The organism is Enterococcus sp. AZ104, from assembly GCF_050546705.1.
GTDB lineage: Bacteria > Bacillota > Bacilli > Lactobacillales > Enterococcaceae > Enterococcus > Enterococcus faecalis.
The window spans coordinates 1205278-1225940 of record NZ_CP172952.1 but is presented as its reverse complement, the minus strand read 5'-3'; the positions used below and the strand labels follow the sequence as shown (position 1 = coordinate 1225940).

Below are 20663 nucleotides of genomic sequence, written 5' to 3'. Positions count from 1 at the left end.
AAATAGCGACTTTTTGTTTACTTTTTTTATTTATCAATAATTTTCCCGTTTTCTAAATAAATAGTGCGGGTGGCTACTTTTTCCACAAACGTTTCATCATGCGAGGTGAAAATTACTGTTCCTTGATAGGCACTTATAAATTCTTCAAGTGCTTGGATTGTCTCTAAATCAAGAAAATTGGTGGGTTCATCCAATAAGATAATATTATTTGGTTCTATAAACAGTTGCGCCAAAGTAATTTTTATGGCTTCGCCACCACTTAGAGAAGATATCTTTGTCTGTAAATTTTCTTGTTGAAAACCTAGCCGATATAAAAGTGAACGCACAACCTTTTCAGAATAATTTGTCCGCTTCAATAAATAAGTCAACAGTGGCTCATCATTTTTTAATCGATAATCTAATTGATGATACGTTCCTAACCGGACTTTGGGAGAAAAGTAAATGGCCGGGTGACGAGCTTCAATTTGTTGAAGGAAGGTACTCTTCCCAGCACCATTTTTTCCACAAAGTGCTATTTTTTCGTTTAAAGGAATTTGAACGTTCACTTGGTTAAGAATTGTTCGATTCTCATAAGCGAAAGTTAAATTTTCAATTCTAATTGGATATGGATTGTATAAAGAGAACTGATTATTAGTAGGAAAAATAATTTTTCGCTCTTGTTTTGCTTGCGCAACATCGGGTAATCTGTCAATTCTGGCATTAATCGCTTTCGCTTGTTTTTGGAGTGCTTTTTGTACGGTATCTTTTTGTTTAGAACCAGCTAAACGACTAGGTTTAATTTGCTTTTGTTTTTGTTTTTTTGAAACATGACTAGATTTTTGCGCTTGTGCTTGTTTCTTTGCGTAAGATTCCTGTAATTTTTTCTTTTCCTTTTGATATTGATGATAGACATTATATTGTGTTTGCTGTTCCAATTCTTTTTGACGACAATACGCATCGTAGTTCCCTAAATATTCTTTGACATGTCCATCCGAAACTTCCCAAATTTTCTCTGCTAATTGATTCAAGAAAAAGCGATCATGACTAACAAACAAAACGGTCCCATAATAATACGTTAAATCTGCCACTAACAACTGACGATGTTCTTTATCTAAATGTGTGGTTGGTTCATCTAAAATAACCCCGGTTGGATACTCTGAAAATAATGTTGCTAAGCGTTTTTGGACTTTTTCGCCACCACTTAGTTTTTGATTTTTCTGATTTAGCAAACAGTTTTTGTCAGTTTTCTCTGATTCATTCGTTATTTCTTCAGCTACTTGTGCCAAGTAATGAAAGTCGTTCAATCTTTGAACTTTTCCTTTGTCTGATTGAATCTTACCCATAATTAAATTGAGCAGTGTTGATTTTCCTGCGCCGTTTTTACCAATAATCCCAATTTTTTCATTTTGCCCTCTTCTTTCATTTCTGAAACGAAAGAATCTTGGGTACGCAAAAAAGGACAGCCTAATCGCTATCCTTGTAGTTTCGTATAAAAGTACACACGTCACCCATGAATTTTAATTTCAGACTTTTTGATAAGATTTATTCAATTTATTTTGTCAAAAAGTCAATCCAAATTCTGATAGATGCCAACATACAATTATACCTCCTCGTTTAATTACTCCCACATTAACACCTCTGCTTTCTTTTGTCAATTCTGACCCTAAAATGAGAGAATCGGACTTTAGTAGGATACAATTTTACCGAAACTATGGCAAAATAAAAACGGAGGTGAAAACCATGAAGATTACATTGACACGAAAAACATCAGCTTGGGGCGCGTTACGCTATTTTACATTTTATAAAAATGGTGTGCATCAAGGGAAACTTTTTACTAATGTACCTATTGAAATTGAGGCTGATCCTGGAGATGTTTTAACGTTCTATGAAGGCTGGTTCCAATTTTATCGGCGCATTGAAGTTACTGAAGATACCAAAGAAATCACGATTATCAATTCTAAAAAATTGCAACACGTTTTTTATACCTGTGTCGTCTTATTTTTAATTTTAACGCTATTATTCCTTTCCGCACAGAAACTTTCGACGTTTATTATTGCTGAAATTTTAATTTACTCTGGTATTCAGTGGCTGTTCCGGCAACAAACCTATCATTTTACTGTCAAGAAAAAAACGGAATCCTTTGCTTCCTATTCTAAAAAAAGTATCGCACACTAAACGAATCTTTAGCGTGCGATATTTTTTAATTACTTTTCATTAATTCGGCCACATATGTGACTGTTTCTGGTTGTGTTTCTTCAATTTTATTAATCGCATCTGCAAAATTCGGTAAATGCGCTTTGTGGGCAATTAATAATTCGTCCAACAAGGTCTTCGCCATGACGCCGCCAGGAACTAATGGATTAATAGTGAAAGCATGCAATGCTGCGCCGTAATCACCATTGATGGCTGCTCGAATAACCGTTTCTTCCATAGCTTTCATATTTTGAATAATTCCTCTTGCTGCTGGCGGAAAGGCCCCCCAGTTGTAAGGTTCATGGCCATGAGCTGTCACAGGTCCAGATACTTCTACAACACAATCATACGGTAAATCAGTAATTGTCCCATTATTTTCAGTAGAAATAACCATATCCGTTCGTTTATCATTATAAATTGATGCAATCATTTCACAAGCTGCATCGCTATAGTGTGTGCCGCCCCGTTCTTCTAATTCTTTTGGTTTGTAATCTAGTTTGGGATCTTTATACAATTCAAACAGACGACTTTCCGTTTCTTTAACCACTTGTGCTCTTGTTTCGCCCCGTTCATACTCTTCGATGGAATGCTTCAACATCTCATCTTCAATATAATAATAGCGATGATAACCACATGGTAACATTCCTAAATCTTTTAACTGTTCATAATGGAACGGCGCATCAAAAATATTTTTCAAATGACTTTCTTGCTCTTGCTTAGGTCCGTAAATTAAATCAATGAGTTCTTGTGTTCGCTCTTGTCCTTCTTTGTCCCAAACGCGGTGCCAATGGAAATGATTAATTCCAGCAAATTTAAAGAATAAGTCTTCTTCTGGAATTCCCAGCATTTCGGCCGCTTGTTTTCTATGACCAATCGGCACATTACATAAGCCAACTGTTTTTTTCCAACCGCCATGTTTAATTGCAGCTTCCGTAACCATTCCAGCTGGATTAGTAAAATTCACTAACCAAGCATCTGGGCAAAGACGTTTCATATCGTCAATAATAGCTAAAATGACAGGAATTGTTCGAAATGCTTTAAACATTCCTCCTGCGCCATTTGTTTCTTGGCCTAATACTCCATGGGACAAAGGAATCCGTTCATCTTTAATGCGAGCATCTAATAATCCTACACGGAACTGTGTTGAAACAAAATCCGCCCCTTTTAAGGCTGCTTCACGGTCCAATGTTAAATGAACTTCCCAATCTAAACCAGCAGCTTTAATCATGCGCTTCGCCATTGCACCAACGATTTCCAATTTTTCTTTACCAGCTTCAATATCGACTAACCAAATTTCCTTAATTGGCAGTTCATCTTTTCTTTTAATGTATCCTTCAATTAATTCAGGTGTATAACTAGAACCGCCACCAATTGTTGCAATTTTTAATGCTCCTCTTGTCATCCGTCTTCTTCCTCCTTGATTAAATTGTTATCGTTTACATCTTTAGGATAAATTATGGGAATGTTCCCATGTCAAGCACTATTTTCAAAAAAATGTATGCTATACTTCTTATAAGAATACATTCCACTTTGGAGGTAAAAAATGACGTCTATCATTGATGTAGCAAAAGTTGCCGGTGTCTCGAAATCGACTGTTTCTCGCTTAATTTCTGGAAAAGGATATGTGAGTGCCGATAGTCAAGAAAAAATTCTCAAAGCAATGAAAGAATTAAATTATACCCCGAATTATGTGGCGCGGAATTTACGAGCAGGTGCCACAAAAACCATTGGCTTTTTAGCCCCTAGCTATTTAGGTTCCTTAGGTATTTTCTTGAATCGCTTTATTTCAATTGCCAAAAAATACAATTATTCCGTAACCTTATTTTTTACAGATGGCGATCAGCAGAAAGAAATTGATGCCTTGAACCAATTAAAATACAAACAATTAGATGGCTTGTTTTTATTGACACGAACAAATGAATGGTCGGTGATTGAGCCTTACAGCGCGTATGGCCCTTTAGCAACCTGGCATCGTATCGATTCACCTAATATATACTCTTCCTACATTGATCATTACTCTGGTTACTATCGTTCCTTAGAATATTTACAACAACAAGGATACCAAAAAATCGGTCATGTCCTCGGTAATCCCGAAAATTTAAACACGCACGCACGAAAACGTGCAATGAAAGATTTTTATGAAAACACTCAGGCACCTTGGCAAGCTGAGTGGCTGATTAATGATCAGTATACTAACCATTCTGGTCGCAAAATTGCCCATTACTGGCAACAATTAACCGAAAAGCCAGAAGCTTTGGCCTTTTATAATGATCACGTAGCAGCTGAGTTTATTTCAGAACTTGAAAATCTAAATTATGCCGTTCCTCGCGATGTCGCTGTCATTGGCTTTGATAATAGTTATGTCAGTGAATTGATGCATATTACGACTGTTGATTATGCCATTCAGTATCAAGCCGAAAACTCATTTATTTACCTATACAACCAATTAAATCAGACGAACATTCCTGAAAAAAAATTAACCGTTCGTCTAGTTGAACGACGAACGGTGCCTAAAAAAGACCCGGCAGATCAGTCACTTTGACTGATTTACCGGGTCCTTTTAGAGTTAAACAAAAATTATTTATGCTTTTGTTCATTTTTTAAAATAGAAATTGACTGTTTTAAGGATTGAATCATGCCGCCTTCGCTGTATACAAGAACGTTTGATTTGTATAAACGAGCAGAGAAGATTGTTAAAATAATTCCAAAAACTGCCAAAATCACTAATGAGACAATTGCTTCCATTGTTGATGCCGTTTCGGTCGCCAAGCGTACTGGCATAATGTATGACGAAATCAGCGGAATAAAGGAAGTCACTTTCACCACGATATTTTGCGGATCATTCGTCCCAAACGTAATGCCAATCATATAACCGATTAAACCAATATACATGATGGGCTGAACTGCTTTTGCTGTATCCTCTGGTTTGGAAACAAGAGAACCACAAAGTGCTGCCAAAACAGCAAAAACGAGAATACCAATAATGAAAAAGCCTAATGTAAAAATAAAGGTTGATGAAAAAATACTTTGTGGTGAAATACCACTTAATAGACTTTTCATAAAATCAAGATTTTTCAATTGAGAATAGCCGAGAACAAACGCCACTCCGTAAATAAAAATTTGTGTTAAAGCTACTAGAATAACCCCAGTTAATTTGCCATAAAAATGGGTTTGCGCTTTTGTACTAGAGAGAATAACTTCCATGATTCTAGTGCCTTTTTCAGAAGCAATCTCTTGGGCAATAATTGAAGAATAACTGCTGATGAAGACAAATAACAAAATTGTTATCCCCATTGCTAACACCATTTGAATCCCTGTGTTATCTTCTCCTGTTTTTATTTTGCCATTTTCATCAAAACTAATTTTGGCTTTTTTAAATGTTGCTTGTTGATTCAACATGGCAACTTGCTCAGCTGTTAGGTTTAAACGATTGGCATTCGCCATTGTTTGTAATTGGTTTAACATTTGAGGAATTAGCATCTCGGTTGCATTTCCTAAAGAGCGTTCAGAGTAAATCTGACCAGAAATCTGATTATCTGTAGTGTCCAAAAGTAAATAGGCATCAATTTTCTCGTCTTTTAATTGTTCTTGGGCCTTTTTCTCAGAAGAAACAGCTTTGAAAGAAAAGTCCTCTGTTTTATTCTTTGTCAACTCTTTAACGAGCGCTTGATTTTCCGAAACCAGACCAATGGTAGTATCTCCTGAAAAACCGCTAGCTAGAGAGCCCGCTAAGTAAACAATTCCTACAAGAAGAAATGGCGCTAAAATCATGATTAAGAAAGACAGCGACTTCACATTTTTCTTATAGACATCAGTCGCAATAATCCAAAATTTACTCATCTTGCCCACCTACTTTCATTTTGAAAATTTCTTCCAATGTTGGTGGTTGTTGATTAAACATTGGAATGTAGCCGTTGGCTGTCGCTTTATCAAACAACACTTTGCCCACTTCAGCGTTTTCTAATGTCGCTTCTAAGACGCCATCTTGTCGTAAGTGTGCTTCTTTCACACCTGCTGTAGCAGCAACTTCCTCAACAGATAACGGTGATTCTAAAAATAATTTTGTTCGACCAAATTGTTGTCGAATTTCATGAACCTGACCATCTAAAACCATGCGTCCATTTTTTAACATGACTAAATGGTCACAGATTTTCTCCACATTGTCCATATTATGACTGGAAAAAATGACACAAGAACCTTGATTTTTCAATTCAATAATGCCGTCTTTTAATAATTCTGCATTAACTGGATCCAAGCCACTGAATGGTTCGTCTAAAATAATTAACTTCGGTTCATGAATAAGTGTCGCAATCAATTGAACTTTTTGTTGATTTCCTTTTGATAAAGATTTAACTTTATCTGTTTTTTTGCCTTTAACTTGAAATTTTTCCATCCAAAAGTCAATTTTAGGTTCAATTTCTTTTTTAGTTTTTCCCCGCAACGAAGCGAAATAAATTAGTTGGTCTTCAATCGTAATTTTAGGATATAAACCCCGTTCTTCTGGTAAATAACCAATAATATTGTACTCTTTTTCGTTTAATGGTTGACCATTCCATAAAACTGACCCGCTATCTTGTGTTAAAAAATTTAAAATCAAGCGAAACGTAGTTGTCTTCCCGGCACCATTTTGGCCAATTAATCCTAAAATTTTCCCGTCCGGTATCGTAAAGGATACATGATCAACTGCTTTAAAATCCCCAAAGGTTTTGACTAACTCTTTTACCTCTAACACATAAACGCCCCCTTCACTTTTTCTAAACCGCTGTTTAGTTACTCATATCGTATCTTTACTGTGTTGGCATGTCAATGACAATTGTTATGGAAAGATGTTGCACTTTAATCAGACGCTTTATTTTCTGCTAAACGAAAAAGGCCATCCGTCTCGGAAGAAATATGCACTTCATTTGCGGCCAAGCCTGTGCTTTCATAAAATGTATTTTCAAATTCCTTTGCCGATTTTGATGATTGACAGGCCCAAATTCGACCTGTACGATTCAACCACGTACCCAATTCATTCATTAAACGCTCATCAATCAGTAATTGATTTGGTACTTTTTTAAATTTTATTTGATAAACGGGTGTTAGTATTTTCATGATCAGACGACCTCTCTTTTAAGTTAGTTTTAGTATATCACGAAAGAAATCGTTATCATATTTTCTTGAGAGTTCAACTTTTCATGAAAAAATTGAATAAAAAAACAGAGCCTGGGACAAAAATCACTTTGGATTTTTGCTCCACGCTCAAAAACTGATAAACGGCGGGAACAGAAGCAACACTATGCGTTGCTCCGATCTCAACAACTTCTAAGGTGTTTTCTCGACATGCGTCTCGTCACAGTACAGCCTTCAAAAGAGCTACAGCTCTAAGAGTTGCGATGTTTCACTGTGAAGCATGAACAGATGAAATCATCGTACCTACTTGGTGAAGGTCCTTCGGAAATAAGCCGAAATTGTTGAGAATCACGAAGAACGTAGTGATTCGATGATGAACAATACCTACTTGGTCTCCAAAAATTAAAGAACACCGGGTCCTTCAATTCTAGCATGTTCCATGCTTAGAAATTGATGCGAACGAAACGGAGTGTAGTGTATCATGCAACATCAACTCGTTCCTCGTTGTGTTTTATGACAATTTTCGGAAATTCCTTCTTATTGCTGAAAAACACTATTTGCAAAGCAAATAGATGTTGAACAGTACCTACTTGGTTCTCGGAGCTAAACGTTTCTGTCCCGACCTCTGGCTTATTTTCATTTATTTTTCTATCTTAGAGGTTGTTTCTTGATGCAAATGACGATACACATTCTTTGCGACAGTTTCAGGTAACCCAGCTTTTCTTAATTCTTCAACACTGGCTGCCGTAATATTTTTAAGCGATTTAAATTCTTTTAAAAGATTTTTTTTACGTTTTGGTCCCAAACCTTCAATGTTATCTAATTTGGAAGCAAAACTATTTTTACTACGTAATTGACGATGAAATGTGATGGCAAAACGATGGACTTCATCTTGGATTCGTTGCAACAAGAAAAATTCTTGTGAGTTTCTTTCCAATGGTACAACTTCTAAGTTTGGACCAAATAAAAGTTCACTCGTTTTGTGCTTGTCGTTCTTGGCTAATCCAGCTACAGGAATATCGACTCCTAGTTGATTGGCTAACACATCTTTAGCAACATCGACTTGACCTTTACCACCATCGATTAAAATTAAATCAGGAAAAGGCAAGCCTTCTTTTAAAACTCGTGAATATCTGCGATAAATGACTTCTCTCATAGAAGCGTAATCATCAGGACCTTGGACAGTTTTTATTTTATATTTTCGATACTCATTTTTAGCTGGCCGTCCGTCAATAAACACAACCATCGCAGAAACAGGGTTTGTTCCCATAATATTTGAATTATCAAATGCTTCAATTCGAATGGGCGCAGGTATGTTCATCGCATTGCCTAATTTTTCAACTGCGCCAATTGTTCGTTCTTGTTTCCGTACAATCAAATCGAATTTTTCATTTAAAGCAACTGCAGCATTTTTACTGGCTAATTTAACCAGTTTTTTCTTTTCTCCCCGTTGCGGCTGCAAGACTTTCGTAGCTAATAAAGCTTCGACGCTTTCTTTATCAATGTCATCAGGAATCAAGACTTCTTTTGGCACAAAATGCTCATTCTCTTGATAAAATTGTCCAATAAAAGTTAAAAATGCTTCACTGGCATCATCATAAAATGGAAAAATCGATACATCACGTTCGATTAATTTTCCTTGTCTGACAAAGAATACTTGGACACACATCCAGCCTTTATCAACAGCATAACCAAACACATCACGATCAATTAAATCTACATTCGTCATTTTTTGGCGGGTCATAACTGTTTCAATCGCTTTAATTTGATCGCGAAATTCTGCAGCTTTTTCAAATTCCATATGTGCTGCTGCATAAGCCATTTTTTCTTGTAAGCGGTCCTGAATTTCTGTATGTCCACCAGAGAGAAACCCTTTAATCTCTTCCACCATATCTTTGTAGACTTGCGGATCCACATCAAAAGCATAGGGACACAGACATTGTCCTAAATGATAATACAAACAAGGTGTTTTTTGCGACGGATTACATTTTCGCAAAGGAAAAAGCCGATCTAACAGTTTCTTTGTTTCATTCGCTGCATTTACATCTGGATATGGGCCAAAATATAACGCTTTGTCTTTTAAAACCTTTCGAGTAATCATTAAACGAGGATATTTTTCGTTTGTGATTTTGATAAAAGGATAGGTTTTATCGTCTTTTAACATGATGTTATATTTGGGATTATTTTTATGGATTAAATTAATTTCTAATAAAAGTGCTTCAATATTCGATTCTGTCACAATATATTCAAAATCATCGATTTCACTGACTAATCGTTCTGTCTTAGTATCATGGCTACCACGAAAATAAGACCGGACACGGTTTTTCAAAATTTTGGCTTTCCCAACATAGATAATCGTGCCGTTTTTATCTTTCATTAAATAACAACCAGGTTGATCAGGAAGCAGTGCTAATTTATTTTTTATTCGTTCGTTCATACGATACTTCCTTTCTAACAAAATGCTTCGTCTATTATACACCTCTTTTTGTAATTAAACAAAAAAAGCCGCTACTTTATGTACGAAAGAAACAGCCTGAAAAGACAATCGCTAATGATTTCTCTTCAGACTGAATCAGACTATTCGTAATGACTAATCAACGTTTATAAGTGTTTGGCAATCATTGCTTGCAATTGGTCTTTTGTATGAACACCGACTGCTTTTTCAACAACTTCGCCATCTTTTTTCAATAGCAATGTTGGGATGCTCATGATTCCAAAACTTGCTGGTGTTGCAGGATTTTCATCAACATCCATTTTGACGATTTTTACTTCGTCTTCATCATATTCTTCAGATAATTGTTCTAAGATGGGTGCTTGCATACGACAAGGGCCACACCAAGTTGCCCAAAAGTCGATTAAGACTAATCCTTCATCTGTTTCTGTTGCAAAATCTTTATCGGTAATTGCTTGTGTCATTTCACAAACCTCCTACTCTTTACTCTTATTACATGCTTAGTATAACACGTCATCTCTAAGATAGCGAGTGTTCTGCTTACTTATTGTAAGTCCTTGTTTATTGGAATTTCACGACAGTCGCACCATTACCACCTTGGTTTTGTGGCGCAAATTCATAGCTTTTCACACTGCGGTGATTTTTTAAAAATTCCGTTATTCCGGTTCTTAATGCACCTGTTCCTTTACCGTGAACAATGGTTACTTGTGGATAGCCCGCTAGAATCGCAGCATCAATGTATTGGTCAACTTCTGCCAATGCTTCTTCGTAGCGTTTGCCACGTAAGTCTAGTTGTGTGCCAACATGACTGCTTTCTGCAGAACGAACCGTTGTAACTCTTGGTTTTGCTTCTTTTTGTGGAGCGACAGGCGTCATATCCTCTTCAGATACGTTCATTTTTAAAATGCCTAATTGGACTTGCCATTGTCCTTTGCCGTTGTCTTTTAATAAGGTCCCTCGTTGGCCGTAAGTATTGACAATTACTTCATCGCCAGCTTTTAATTTTTTCTGTTCTTTCGCCTTCTTCAGCACTTTGTTTTTAGCAAGCTTGGTTTCTTCATGGTGTAATTGAGAAAGTTGTGTTTTCGCATCAATTAACTGATGTTCTTTGACACCACCTTGTTGGCCACTTTCCAATTGCATTTTGCGAATATCAGAAATAATGGTTTCCGCATTTTCTTCCGCTTCTGCAATAATTTTATTCGCTTCTTTCCGCGCTTTTTGTAATTCTTTTTCTCGTTCTTCAAAAAATACTTGATAGGCTTCTTTTAGTTCCTTATGCAAAGCGGCCGATTCATCGACATAGTGGCGAGCTTCTAAGTATTCAGTTTCGGCCATTTTGCGACGGTTTTCCAAGTCTTCAATCATTTCGTTTAAATCTTGACTTTCACCGTCCATTATTTGTTTTGCAGCTTCAATAATACTGTTGTCTAATCCAAGACGTTTCGAAATTTCAAAAGCATTACTTCGGCCAGGCACGCCAATTAATAAACGATAGGTTGGACTCAAAGTATCTACATCAAATTCCATACTGGCATTGATTGTTCCAGCTCGATTATAGCCATACACTTTTAATTCAGGATAATGGGTTGTTGCCATCACATAGGCTCCTTTAGCACCCAATGAATCTAAAATGGCAATCGCTAAAGCGGCCCCTTCTTGCGGATCTGTCCCAGCACCTAATTCATCAAATAGTACTAAACTTTGATGATCGACTTTCTTTAAGACAGACACGATATTCGTCATATGTGAAGAGAAAGTACTTAGACTTTGTTCAATCGATTGTTCATCCCCGATATCCGCAAATACTTCTGTAAAAATCCCCATTTTACTCTCTTCTTCCACTGGAATAGGTAATCCAGCTTGGCCCATTAATTGTAAAAGACCTAGCGTTTTCAGAGTAATGGTTTTCCCGCCGGTATTAGGCCCCGTAATCACAATTGCTTGATATTCTTCTCCAATCACAATGTCATTGGCTACAGCTTTTTCTGGATCCAATAGCGGGTGCCGGGCTTGTTTAAAAACTACATGATTTGCTTGACTAATTTCTGGAACAACTGCTTTTAGTTCTTTTCCTAGTCGTGCCTTAGCATTAATAAAATCAAGTTTACCGATGACATAAGCATTATGCGTAATTTCACGGCGATAAGGGACCAACTCGGCCGACAGTTCTGCCAAGATGCGAGTAATCTCATTTCTTTCGGCAATTTGTTGTTGTCGCAAGCGATTATTCATTTCTAAAATTTGTTTAGGTTCAATAAATAAGGTTTGTCCTGAAGCACTTTGGTCGTGAACCACGCCACCAAAAATATTTTTATATTCTTGTTTGACTGGAATCACGTAGCGTTCATTTCGCATAGTAACAAGGGCATCACTAAGGTAACGTGCGTTTTTCCCACGAATAATACTATCTAGTTCTTCTCGAATGGTCTGCTCACTACGTCGAATATTTTGCCGAATTGCCTTTAAGGCTGGCGAAGCTTCATCTGTGACGTAGCCATCATCATCAATGGCTTGTTTGAGTTGGCGATTTAATTCAGGCAAAACTTCTAGTTGCTCTCGCCACATATATAAACGTTCAAAATCCACTTCATTTTCACTTAACTCATCAAAAAAACGAGTCAGTTCTGAAGTAGTCGACAAGACACGGCCTACTTGTGCTAATTCTATGCTATTTAAATCCGCACCAATTTCAATCCGTTTCATGTGTGGTTGGATATTTTCTAATTTAGGAATGGGGATTCCACCACGTAATCGATGAACTTTTAAACCATCCTGTGTTTCATTTAGCCATGCTTGAATTTTATTTTCATCAGCAATCGGTAATAATTCCGAAACTTCGTTTGTCCCCTGAGCTGTCACAATAAATTGCAACAACTGTTGTTTTACTTTATCAAACCCTAATGTTGATAGAATACGCTGATTCATTTTTCCACCTACTTTTCTAACTTTTTCATTTGTTGAAAAGACTGAGACATAACATAAGAAGTTTCGCTTTGCTCACTTACTTCTTATCTCTATCTCAGTCCCATTCAGCTTTATTTCGTAATTGGTTCAACCCATAATTCATATGCTTGTTTTGTTAGAATTGGGGTATTTTTTACAATGCCTCGTGCCAAGCCACTTGATCGAAACTGATTTTGGACAATATCTGACGGAATCATTGACGCCGTAGCTAACACTAGAAAAAGACCCACGTATAACACAAGAACACTTAATACGCCACCTAATAGTCCATTTACCTGTTTCAAAACTGGAATAAATGTTAATCCATGTAAAAAGATAGCTAAAAAACGAACGACCAACCAGCCTGCAAACAGCAATAATAAAAACGCAACCGCTGAATAAAAGGCTTTGTCCAAGTCTAAAGAAATCTCTTGATTAAAAAAGACAAGCTTTGACGTTGGCGTAACCGATGGATATGGAATATACAATTCTAAATGAGAGGCGACCTCTTTGTAATAAGTTCGAGCAACAAAATATGAAATTAAGTAACCTACCGAATAGAGCACTTGTAAAATCAAGCCTCGTTTAGCTCCTGTATAAAATCCAAAGGCTAAAAGTAATAAAATAAGTATTGTTAACATCTTGTCATCCTTTCAGGAACTACTCCGAAACACCTTTATTTTGAATCTGCTGTTTTCGATTTTCATTCAAAATTTGTTGGGCTTCCACATGATTATGAATTTCTACATCTTCTTGTCCATTCTTTTTCAAAACATCCCGTGCTTCTTCTTCGATAATTTCCATTCGGCGCACACGATTCTCTAATTCAGCCAAACGAATGGTTTTCTGTTTTAAATCTGCTACTTGTTTTTCCAATTTTAAAGCATATTCTTGTTTTTTTAGTTGATCTGAAATTGCATTAATTGCTAATAAAACAGAAGCTTGTTCCGTATCAGTTTGCGGAGAAAGATGTTTAATTTCCGCCAGTTGTTCGTTGACAATTTTTGTGACTAAATCCATATGTTGTTTTGACTCTTGGCCAATAATTGTATACGTATGGTCTGCAATGATTGCTTTATATCGTGTTTTTTCATTTGATGCCATGTTGAGGTTCCCTCCTGTAAATCAATCCATTCTTGCTTATTGTACCATGAAAAAAAAGCGAAGCGCAATTTTCGTACAAATTCTCTCTTATTATATGCCACAAAGCGAAAAATTTAAAGATTTCTTTACAAGAACTCTGGCAATTTGAGAACGAATAGAAATTGTGTAGGAGAAAAAGCGTGGAACAAAAAGTCAAAGTGATTTTTGTCCCACGCTCAAACTCTGATAATCAGCTAAAAAGGTTTGTTTCAGCTGTACTTTTTAAGGCTTAGTTATTATCTTTCATCTTTTCTACACGTAAACAACGCATAGCATTTAATACAGCGATAATAGTTACACCAACATCAGCAAACACTGCTGCTTGCATTGAAGCCAAGCCTAATGCACCTAGTACCAAAACAATGATTTTAACAGCAATCGCAAAGATAATGTTTTGTTTAACAATTCTCAATGTTTTTCTTGATAATTTAATCGCAGAGGCGATACGACTTGGTTCATCATTCATAATCACCACATCAGCAGCTTCAATTGCCGCGTCACTTCCTAAACCACCCATGGCAATCCCAACATCAGCCCGGGCTAAAACAGGTGCATCATTCATGCCGTCACCAACAAAGGCAACTTTGTTTTTAGGTGAGGATGCTTTTAACAACTCTTCTAAACGATCCACTTTGCCATCTGGTAAAAGTTCTGCATAAACTTTGTCAACACCAACTTCTTTTGCAATAGCTTCTGCAACTTGTTGATTGTCTCCAGTCAGCATAACAGTTTGTTTGACCCCTTCAGCTTTTAATTCTTTTATTGCTGAAATGGCGTCTGGTTTCAATTGATCCGCAATCACTAAGTAGCCCGCAAATTGATTATCAATAGCGACAAAAATTAAAGTTCCCGCTTCCTTCACTTCTGGTGCTTCGATACCAAATTGTTTCATTAACTTCGCATTACCGACTAAAACTGTTTTGCCTTCAATTGTGGCTTTGATACCGTGTCCGGCAACCTCTTCAATTGCTGTTGCTGGAACAGTTTCTTTGCCATAGCTTTCTTTAATAGAAATAGCAATAGGATGAGTGGATAATTGTTCTGCTGTTGCTGTTAAACGTAACAACTCTTCTTCAGGTAAAACAACACTAGTTATGTTTTGAACCACAAAATTTCCTTTTGTTAGCGTACCAGTTTTATCAAAAACAATCGTTTCCGTATTCGCTAAAATTTCTAAATAGTTGCTTCCTTTAATTAAAACACCTAGTTTGCTGGCTCCGCCAATTCCACCGAAGAAACTTAAAGGAACAGAAATGACTAAGGCACATGGACAAGAAATAACCAAGAACGTTAATGCCCGATAAACCCATTCATTAATAGAAGTATCAGGGAAAATAAATGGTGGAATCACTGCCAATAGGATAGCTAAAACAACGACAACTGGTGTATAGTAGCGAGCAAATTTAGAAATAAAGTTTTCTGCAGGGGCTTTTTTACTGCTAGCATTTTCAACTAAATCTAAAATTTTGCTAACTGTTGAATCCCCAAATTTTTTCGTAACATTAATGGTCAAGGCCCCATTTTTATTGATAAAACCACCTAAGATTTCATCGCCGACTTTGACCGTTCTTGGAACGGATTCACCAGTCAACGCAGAGGTATCTACCATACTTGATCCATCAATAATTTGACCATCTAATGGAACTTTTTCACCTGGTTTCACTAATATTTGTTGCCCAATTTCAATTGTATCTGGAGCGACCGCTTTTATTTGTCCATTTACTAAAAGATTTGCTGAATCTGGACGAATATCCATTAATTTGGCAATTGATTTTCTGGATTGATCAACCGCAGCACTTTGGAACCATTCGCCGACTTGGTAGAACAACATTACTGCCACAGCTTCGGGATATTCCCCAATAAAGAATGCCCCAATCGTTGCCACAGACATTAAGAAATTTTCATCAAACACTTCCCCACGAAAAATATTCGTTACCGCTCGTTTGACAATGTCGCCACCAATTAAGACATAAACGACTAAATAAGACGCCAAAGCAACCCAATTATTACTTGGTTTAATGATAATAAGTGCTAAAAATAAAACAAATGCAATAATGATACGAATTAAGCGATTCTTATTGGGATTACGTCCCTCTTCTTCTTTGACATCTTTTAAAGAAATAACTTTGACATCTGGTTCTAACTTACCAATCACTGCACGCGCTTCATTTTCGACTTCTAAATCATGTCCTGATTCAACTTCCAGTGTCATTTTTTCAGCCATGAAGTCCACACGCGCTTTTTCTACTCCGTGAATTTTTTGGACAGATTTTTCAATTTTGTCTGCACAACTTGCACAATCAAGTCCTTCTAGTTTATAACTCTTTTGCATTTAAACACCTTCACTCCCTATATAATAGCGATTATTCCGTTTACATGAATAACCTTTCATGAATCTATTATAAATGAAGATGCAATCATATGTCAACCGCTTCACGTAATCTTTTTCTATTTTATAGACATAATGGCATAATTGCTGTAGGTGGAATGGATAACTGAGTAATAACTTTCGGATTGAGTCTATTGCTGCCTTTCCACCAAATTTTGGTTTGTTGGTGTTGAAACCAAGCACTTTGTTCAAAAGGTGCTGACAATGTTTGTAAGTGATGCACTTCGATCTGATTGGTTGCCTGCGGTTCTGTTGTGAAATCATGGGCCCGAATTCCAATAGAATGACAAGAAATAGGAACTTCTTGTGTAACCGTTAGTGTTTGTTGCCAGCCAATCACTTGGACTCTGTGCGCATCTATGCGTTTGACAGGCCAAATATTTTTACAACCAGTGAGTTTAGCTGCTTCAATCGTTTGAGGTTGATTAAATAATTGATTTGTTGCACCAAAAAGTGTTTGGTTTTTTGTGATTATCACTAAACTCTGACATAACTTATACAGTTCATCTAAACTATGACTCACAATTAAGGCATGTTGATTTAAATTACTTAATCGCTGTTGAAGTTCAATTTGCAGCTCTTCCTTTAAGGGTGCATCTAATGCGGAAAATGGCTCATCTAATAACAGGTAAGCCGGCTGAGCCGCTAGCATTCGCGCAAAAGCCACTCGCTGTCTTTGTCCTCCAGAAAGTTGACTAGGATATTGTTGTTGGACTTTAGTTAAGTGAAAAGATGCAAGCAATTGAGTGACCAATTGTAAATCTTTTGTCACGCACGTCAGATTTTCTACTACCGACAAATGAGGAAACAACGCATACTGTTGAAACAAAAGACCAATTTTTCGTTGTTGCGGCGACAAATTGATCTTTTGTTCAGCATCGAATAAGACTTGATCATTTAAAACAATCTGACCTTTATCCGCAGTCTCAACACCCGCAATACATTTTAATAACATACTCTTGCCACAACCAGAAGCACCTAAAATTCCTGTTGTTTGCGTCTTTGTTTCAAACTGAATTTGCAAAGTATGACTTTTCAATTCTTTTTGAATATCAACAATTAATCTCATTCCGATCTTCTCCAAGCGCGCTGACTAAAAAATTCCGTAAAAAATAAAATAATCAGGCAAAGTAATAACATAATCACAACATATTGATTGGCTAAGCGCCAATCCCCACTTGCTACAGCAGAGTAGATAGCTAAAGGAAGCGTTCTTGTTTTGCCAGCAATATTCCCTGCTAACATTGTCGTCGCTCCAAATTCGCCTAACCCACGGGCAAAGGCTAACACGCCACCGGCCAAGAGACCGTTCATCGACAAAGGTAACGCAATTTTTCTAAAATATCGACTTTCCGAAAACCCGAGTGTCTGGGCCACCGCCAACAATTCACTATCCATTTGTTCAAACGCCGTTAAGGCTGAACGATACATTAAAGGAAATGAAACAGCAACGGCAGCAATAACCGTAGCTGGCCATGAAAAAACAACTTGAATGGCAAAAAAATCAAGTAAAAACTGGCCCACTGGTTGCTGAACACCAAAAATAGTTAAGAGAAAAAAACCAAAAACAGTCGGCGGTAAAACTAATGGCAACGTAAATAAACTATTCAAAAGAATTTTTAATTTACGATTTTTCAAACGAAAAACAATATACGCAACGCCTGTTCCTAAAACAAAAGTAAATAAAATGGCGATTATTGCTGTCTGAAAAGATAAAAGAATTGGTCGAACATCCATTTTCCCACCTACTTTATTAACTTAAAGCCAATATTTTCAAAATATTTTCTGCATTGTTGACTCTGTAAAAAATTTAAAAAAGCATCTGCTGATTTTTGTTTCTTAGAGGCGGCAACTTTACCAACTGGATAGATAATTGGCTTTTTCAAAGCAGCTTCAGGCATGGCCGCAACAATCGCTACTTTTGAATTGGTTGCTGCATCTGTCGCATAAACCAAGCCAGCTTCTGCACTTGCATTAGCCACCCATTCAAGGACTTCTGTTACATTCGTGCCAAAGCTTGCGTGTTTTTCTACATAAGACCAAGCGCCTAAAGCTTTTAAGCCTTCTTCGGCATATTGACCAGCTGGAACACTTGCAGGATCACCAATTGCTATCATTTGGGCTTTTTTTAAATCAGAAAAATCGTGCCATTTTGCTTTATCTTGGTTAGGTACAATTAGAACGAGCTGGTTTTCCAATAAAGGAACGACACTTTTCTTATTAATTAGTTTTTCTGCAACCAATGCATTCATTTGTTTTGTCGAAGCCGAGAAAAATACATCGGCTTTTAGGCCTTTTTCAATTTGCATCTGTAATTTTCCAGAACTATCATAGGTTCCAGTTACCTGAATATCTGGATGCTCTTTTTCAAAGGCTGGAATAATTTTCTTCTCCATGACTGATTCTAAGCTAGCTGCTGCCGCAAGGGTTATTTCTTCTTTTTTTGTTGAAACTGTTTCTTTTTGCGGCTGATTTGTACATGCAGCAATTAGGGCAACTAAACTGAATAAACTAAGCAAGAACACAGTCTTTTTTTGTTTAGACATTTGAACGCCTCTTTTCTTTTATAAATACCCGCCATAACTCAAGTCAATAATTTCAGATTTTTTAATCACTTCTTTGGCCATTAATCTTGGTAACAACAAATCAAAAACCGTTTTTTCTGAAAATAAAACACCACCTGGTAAGCCAATGATCGTTTGCTCTCCTTTATAAGCTAGCAAAAACATTGAGCCTGGTAAGACTGGTGTCCCATGGGTTACGATTTCAGCACCTGTCTGCTTAATTGCTAACGGTGTCAAATCATCAGGATCTACACTCATACCACCTGTACAAACAATCAGATCAAGCCCTTGTGCTAACATCTTTTTGATCGCAACAGTAATTTTTTGCGGCTGATCATCGACAATTTCTTGCTTGACAATCGTAACTAAAGGATACGCGGAGAACTTGGCTTTTAACACAGGGTAAAAAGCATCTTCAACCAATCCTGTGTAAACTTCACTGCCAGTAGTTACAATCCCGACCCGTATTTTTTTGAAAGGTTTCACAGAGATTAGTGGCTCAGACGTGCTGAGCTGGCGTGCCTTTTCTAATTGCCCTCTAGAAATTGTTAGTGGAATCACTCGAAAGGCTGCAACTTTTTCATCTTTCTGAACTTCTATATTGGTAATTTTAGTTGACAAGGCGAGACCTTCAATTTCATTTAAAGCAATTAATTTTTCTCGATTGACTTTTAAAAGGCCTCTCGTGCTAGCTTTAGCAACAATTTTTCCTTCATGGACTTCACTCGGCTGACATGAGTCATCTGTTAACAGGTTATACAAAAATGTCGCTGCCTCTTCTTCATGTATTTCTGCTGGATCCAAGGAAACAAACAGATGTTTTTTCCCTAATGATAAAAGAATTGGAATATCTTCTTGAACAACTATATGTCCTTTTTTAAAACACACTTCCTTGGTCTTCCCATAGTCAATTCGCGTAATATCATGACTCAATGGAAGGCCAACTGCCTCTTCTGTTCGAATTGTTTTCATGGTTTATTCCTCATCATGTATGATTTTTTTATTTGTGATTAAATCCAAAGCGTGGGGCAAAACAGGCAACAAAAAATGCAAATGTTCTGTTACACTTTTCGGGCTACCAGGCAAATTAACAATGAGCGTGCGTCCTCTTTGAACAGAAACGCCTCGACTTAACATAGCAAATGGTGTTTTTTCCAAGCTAAGTTGACGCAAGCCCTCACTGATCCCAGGAATGATTCGCTCTGCTACACGTAAGGTAGCTTCTGGGGTCCGATCCCGTTCACTCAACCCTGTGCCGCCTGTCGTTAAAATCAAATCACAGGTCTTAGACCACTCTTGCAATAGCTCTACTAATTGATTTTCTTCATCTGGTAAAATGGTTTGTTTGGTTACCTGGTAGAGCGCAGGTAACTGTTCACGAATCAAGGGACCCGATTGGTCGACAGCAAGCCCTTGAAAGCTACGATCACTTAATGTTACAATGCCCACTTTAAACAACGTCTAACTGGTCTCCTTTTTTAATATGACCTTCTGTCACAACGACTGCAAAGATTCCTTCTCTAGGCATGATGCAATCGCCCACTCGCGCGTAAATCTGACAGTGTTTATGGCACTCTTTCCCAATTTGAGTAACCACCAATTCGGAATCGCCTATTTTCATTTTCGTTCCAACAGGTAATTGACGTAAATCAATCCCTGAGACGATTATGTTTTCCCCAAAAGCACCATTGCCAACCCGAGCTCCTTTTTCATTGAAAGCCGTTATTTCTTCAAAAGATAACAAACTGACTTGTCGATGCCAATTCCCGCCGTGCGCATCATTTTCTAATCCAAAGCCTTTAATTAAGTTGACTTCAGGAATTTCCTTTTTCTGTGTGCCTCTTCGCGGGCTAATATTTATTGCAATAATTTCTCCTGTTTTCAT

The 20663-nt window shown here is 37.1% G+C and carries 18 protein-coding genes and 1 pseudogene; 2 read left to right on the top strand and 17 right to left on the bottom strand.

Annotation, left to right across the window (positions count from 1 at the left end; genetic code table 11):
- Positions 1 to 26: 26 nt before the first annotated feature.
- A pseudogene (gene abc-f / locus IGJ37_RS05940) lies at positions 27 to 1388 on the bottom strand (ribosomal protection-like ABC-F family protein); the annotation flags it as partial.
- A gap of 259 nt (positions 1389 to 1647) precedes the next feature.
- Between abc-f and IGJ37_RS05935 the strand changes: the two are divergent.
- A complete protein-coding gene (locus IGJ37_RS05935; RefSeq protein WP_002357693.1) occupies positions 1648 to 2154 on the top strand; it encodes a hypothetical protein in 507 nt (168 codons plus the stop codon).
- 25 nt (positions 2155 to 2179) lie between these two features.
- Here IGJ37_RS05935 and IGJ37_RS05930 read toward each other — a convergent pair whose 3' ends face one another.
- Positions 2180 to 3574: a 6-phospho-beta-glucosidase gene (locus IGJ37_RS05930; RefSeq protein ID WP_325814785.1), complete on the bottom strand. Its 1395-nt coding sequence runs from the start codon at positions 3572 to 3574 to the stop codon at positions 2180 to 2182.
- Positions 3575 to 3715: 141 nt separating this feature from the next.
- Between IGJ37_RS05930 and IGJ37_RS05925 the strand changes: the two genes are divergently transcribed.
- Entirely contained in the window at positions 3716 to 4714 is a 999-nt protein-coding gene (locus IGJ37_RS05925) for a LacI family DNA-binding transcriptional regulator (protein WP_002360405.1), read from the top strand.
- Between the two features lie 35 nt (positions 4715 to 4749).
- Here IGJ37_RS05925 and IGJ37_RS05920 read toward each other — a convergent pair whose 3' ends face one another.
- The 15 genes from IGJ37_RS05920 to IGJ37_RS05850 all read right to left on the bottom strand — a co-directional run bounded on the left by IGJ37_RS05920 (position 4750) and on the right by IGJ37_RS05850 (position 20663).
- The gene (locus tag IGJ37_RS05920; protein ID WP_252671042.1) at positions 4750 to 6012 is read right to left on the bottom strand and encodes an ABC transporter permease; all 1263 of its coding nucleotides are present in this window, start codon (positions 6010 to 6012) and stop codon (positions 4750 to 4752) included.
- Positions 6005 to 6904, bottom strand: coding sequence for an ABC transporter ATP-binding protein (locus tag IGJ37_RS05915; protein WP_002357699.1), 900 nt, complete (start codon positions 6902 to 6904; stop codon positions 6005 to 6007). The genes IGJ37_RS05920 and IGJ37_RS05915 overlap by 8 nt, the downstream gene beginning before the upstream one ends.
- A 104-nt stretch (positions 6905 to 7008) precedes the next feature.
- A complete protein-coding gene (locus IGJ37_RS05910; protein WP_252671041.1) occupies positions 7009 to 7266 on the bottom strand; it encodes a DUF3884 family protein in 258 nt (85 codons plus the stop codon).
- 658 nt (positions 7267 to 7924) lie between these two features.
- Positions 7925 to 9721, bottom strand: a complete 1797-nt coding sequence (gene uvrC / locus IGJ37_RS05905; protein ID WP_002361765.1) for an excinuclease ABC subunit UvrC — start codon at positions 9719 to 9721, stop codon at positions 7925 to 7927.
- 164 nt (positions 9722 to 9885) lie between these two features.
- A complete protein-coding gene (gene trxA, locus IGJ37_RS05900) occupies positions 9886 to 10200 on the bottom strand; it encodes a thioredoxin (protein ID WP_002357703.1) in 315 nt (104 codons plus the stop codon).
- Between the two features lie 97 nt (positions 10201 to 10297).
- Entirely contained in the window at positions 10298 to 12664 is a 2367-nt protein-coding gene (locus tag IGJ37_RS05895) for an endonuclease MutS2 (RefSeq protein WP_252671698.1), read from the bottom strand.
- Positions 12665 to 12774: 110 nt separating this feature from the next.
- On the bottom strand, positions 12775 to 13323 hold the full coding sequence (locus IGJ37_RS05890) for a CvpA family protein (protein WP_002357705.1): 549 nt from the start codon (positions 13321 to 13323) through the stop codon (positions 12775 to 12777).
- A 19-nt stretch (positions 13324 to 13342) separates the two neighbouring features.
- Positions 13343 to 13786 (bottom strand): cell division protein ZapA, encoded by a 444-nt coding sequence (zapA, locus tag IGJ37_RS05885; RefSeq protein ID WP_002357706.1) that lies wholly within the window; start codon positions 13784 to 13786, stop codon positions 13343 to 13345.
- Between the two features lie 268 nt (positions 13787 to 14054).
- The gene (locus IGJ37_RS05880; RefSeq protein WP_002378314.1) at positions 14055 to 16157 is read right to left on the bottom strand and encodes a heavy metal translocating P-type ATPase; all 2103 of its coding nucleotides are present in this window, start codon (positions 16155 to 16157) and stop codon (positions 14055 to 14057) included.
- Positions 16158 to 16278: 121 nt separating this feature from the next.
- Positions 16279 to 17283, bottom strand: a complete 1005-nt coding sequence (locus IGJ37_RS05875; RefSeq protein WP_010709397.1) for an ATP-binding cassette domain-containing protein — start codon at positions 17281 to 17283, stop codon at positions 16279 to 16281.
- Entirely contained in the window at positions 17280 to 17951 is a 672-nt protein-coding gene (gene modB / locus IGJ37_RS05870; RefSeq protein WP_002357709.1) for a molybdate ABC transporter permease subunit, read from the bottom strand. Before modB ends, IGJ37_RS05875 begins: the two co-directional genes overlap by 4 nt.
- An 8-nt stretch (positions 17952 to 17959) precedes the next feature.
- A complete protein-coding gene (gene modA, locus IGJ37_RS05865) occupies positions 17960 to 18760 on the bottom strand; it encodes a molybdate ABC transporter substrate-binding protein (protein ID WP_252671696.1) in 801 nt (266 codons plus the stop codon).
- Positions 18761 to 18778: 18 nt separating this feature from the next.
- Positions 18779 to 19750, bottom strand: coding sequence for a molybdopterin-binding protein (locus IGJ37_RS05860; RefSeq protein ID WP_002369467.1), 972 nt, complete (start codon positions 19748 to 19750; stop codon positions 18779 to 18781).
- 3 nt (positions 19751 to 19753) lie between these two features.
- Entirely contained in the window at positions 19754 to 20236 is a 483-nt protein-coding gene (locus tag IGJ37_RS05855) for a MogA/MoaB family molybdenum cofactor biosynthesis protein (RefSeq protein ID WP_033917974.1), read from the bottom strand.
- Complete coding sequence (locus IGJ37_RS05850) at positions 20229 to 20663, bottom strand: MOSC domain-containing protein (RefSeq protein WP_002357714.1); 435 nt, start codon at positions 20661 to 20663, stop codon at positions 20229 to 20231. Before IGJ37_RS05850 ends, IGJ37_RS05855 begins: the two co-directional genes overlap by 8 nt.

Coding starts and splice junctions, on each gene's coding strand:
- IGJ37_RS05860 (WP_002369467.1), bottom strand. CDS start 19,750: ATGAAAACAATTCGAACAGAAGAGGCAGTTGGCCTTCCATTGAGTCAT.
- IGJ37_RS05925 (WP_002360405.1), top strand. CDS start 3,716: ATGACGTCTATCATTGATGTAGCAAAAGTTGCCGGTGTCTCGAAATCG.
- IGJ37_RS05880 (WP_002378314.1), bottom strand. CDS start 16,157: ATGCAAAAGAGTTATAAACTAGAAGGACTTGATTGTGCAAGTTGTGCA.
- IGJ37_RS05930 (WP_325814785.1), bottom strand. CDS start 3,574: ATGACAAGAGGAGCATTAAAAATTGCAACAATTGGTGGCGGTTCTAGT.
- IGJ37_RS05875 (WP_010709397.1), bottom strand. CDS start 17,283: ATGAGATTAATTGTTGATATTCAAAAAGAATTGAAAAGTCATACTTTG.
- zapA (WP_002357706.1), bottom strand. CDS start 13,786: ATGGCATCAAATGAAAAAACACGATATAAAGCAATCATTGCAGACCAT.
- modA (WP_252671696.1), bottom strand. CDS start 18,760: ATGTCTAAACAAAAAAAGACTGTGTTCTTGCTTAGTTTATTCAGTTTA.
- IGJ37_RS05895 (WP_252671698.1), bottom strand. CDS start 12,664: ATGAATCAGCGTATTCTATCAACATTAGGGTTTGATAAAGTAAAACAA.
- IGJ37_RS05910 (WP_252671041.1), bottom strand. CDS start 7,266: ATGAAAATACTAACACCCGTTTATCAAATAAAATTTAAAAAAGTACCA.
- uvrC (WP_002361765.1), bottom strand. CDS start 9,721: ATGAACGAACGAATAAAAAATAAATTAGCACTGCTTCCTGATCAACCT.
- IGJ37_RS05890 (WP_002357705.1), bottom strand. CDS start 13,323: ATGTTAACAATACTTATTTTATTACTTTTAGCCTTTGGATTTTATACA.
- IGJ37_RS05850 (WP_002357714.1), bottom strand. CDS start 20,663: ATGAAAACAGGAGAAATTATTGCAATAAATATTAGCCCGCGAAGAGGC.
- IGJ37_RS05920 (WP_252671042.1), bottom strand. CDS start 6,012: ATGAGTAAATTTTGGATTATTGCGACTGATGTCTATAAGAAAAATGTG.
- trxA (WP_002357703.1), bottom strand. CDS start 10,200: ATGACACAAGCAATTACCGATAAAGATTTTGCAACAGAAACAGATGAA.
- IGJ37_RS05935 (WP_002357693.1), top strand. CDS start 1,648: ATGAGAGAATCGGACTTTAGTAGGATACAATTTTACCGAAACTATGGC.
- modB (WP_002357709.1), bottom strand. CDS start 17,951: ATGGATGTTCGACCAATTCTTTTATCTTTTCAGACAGCAATAATCGCC.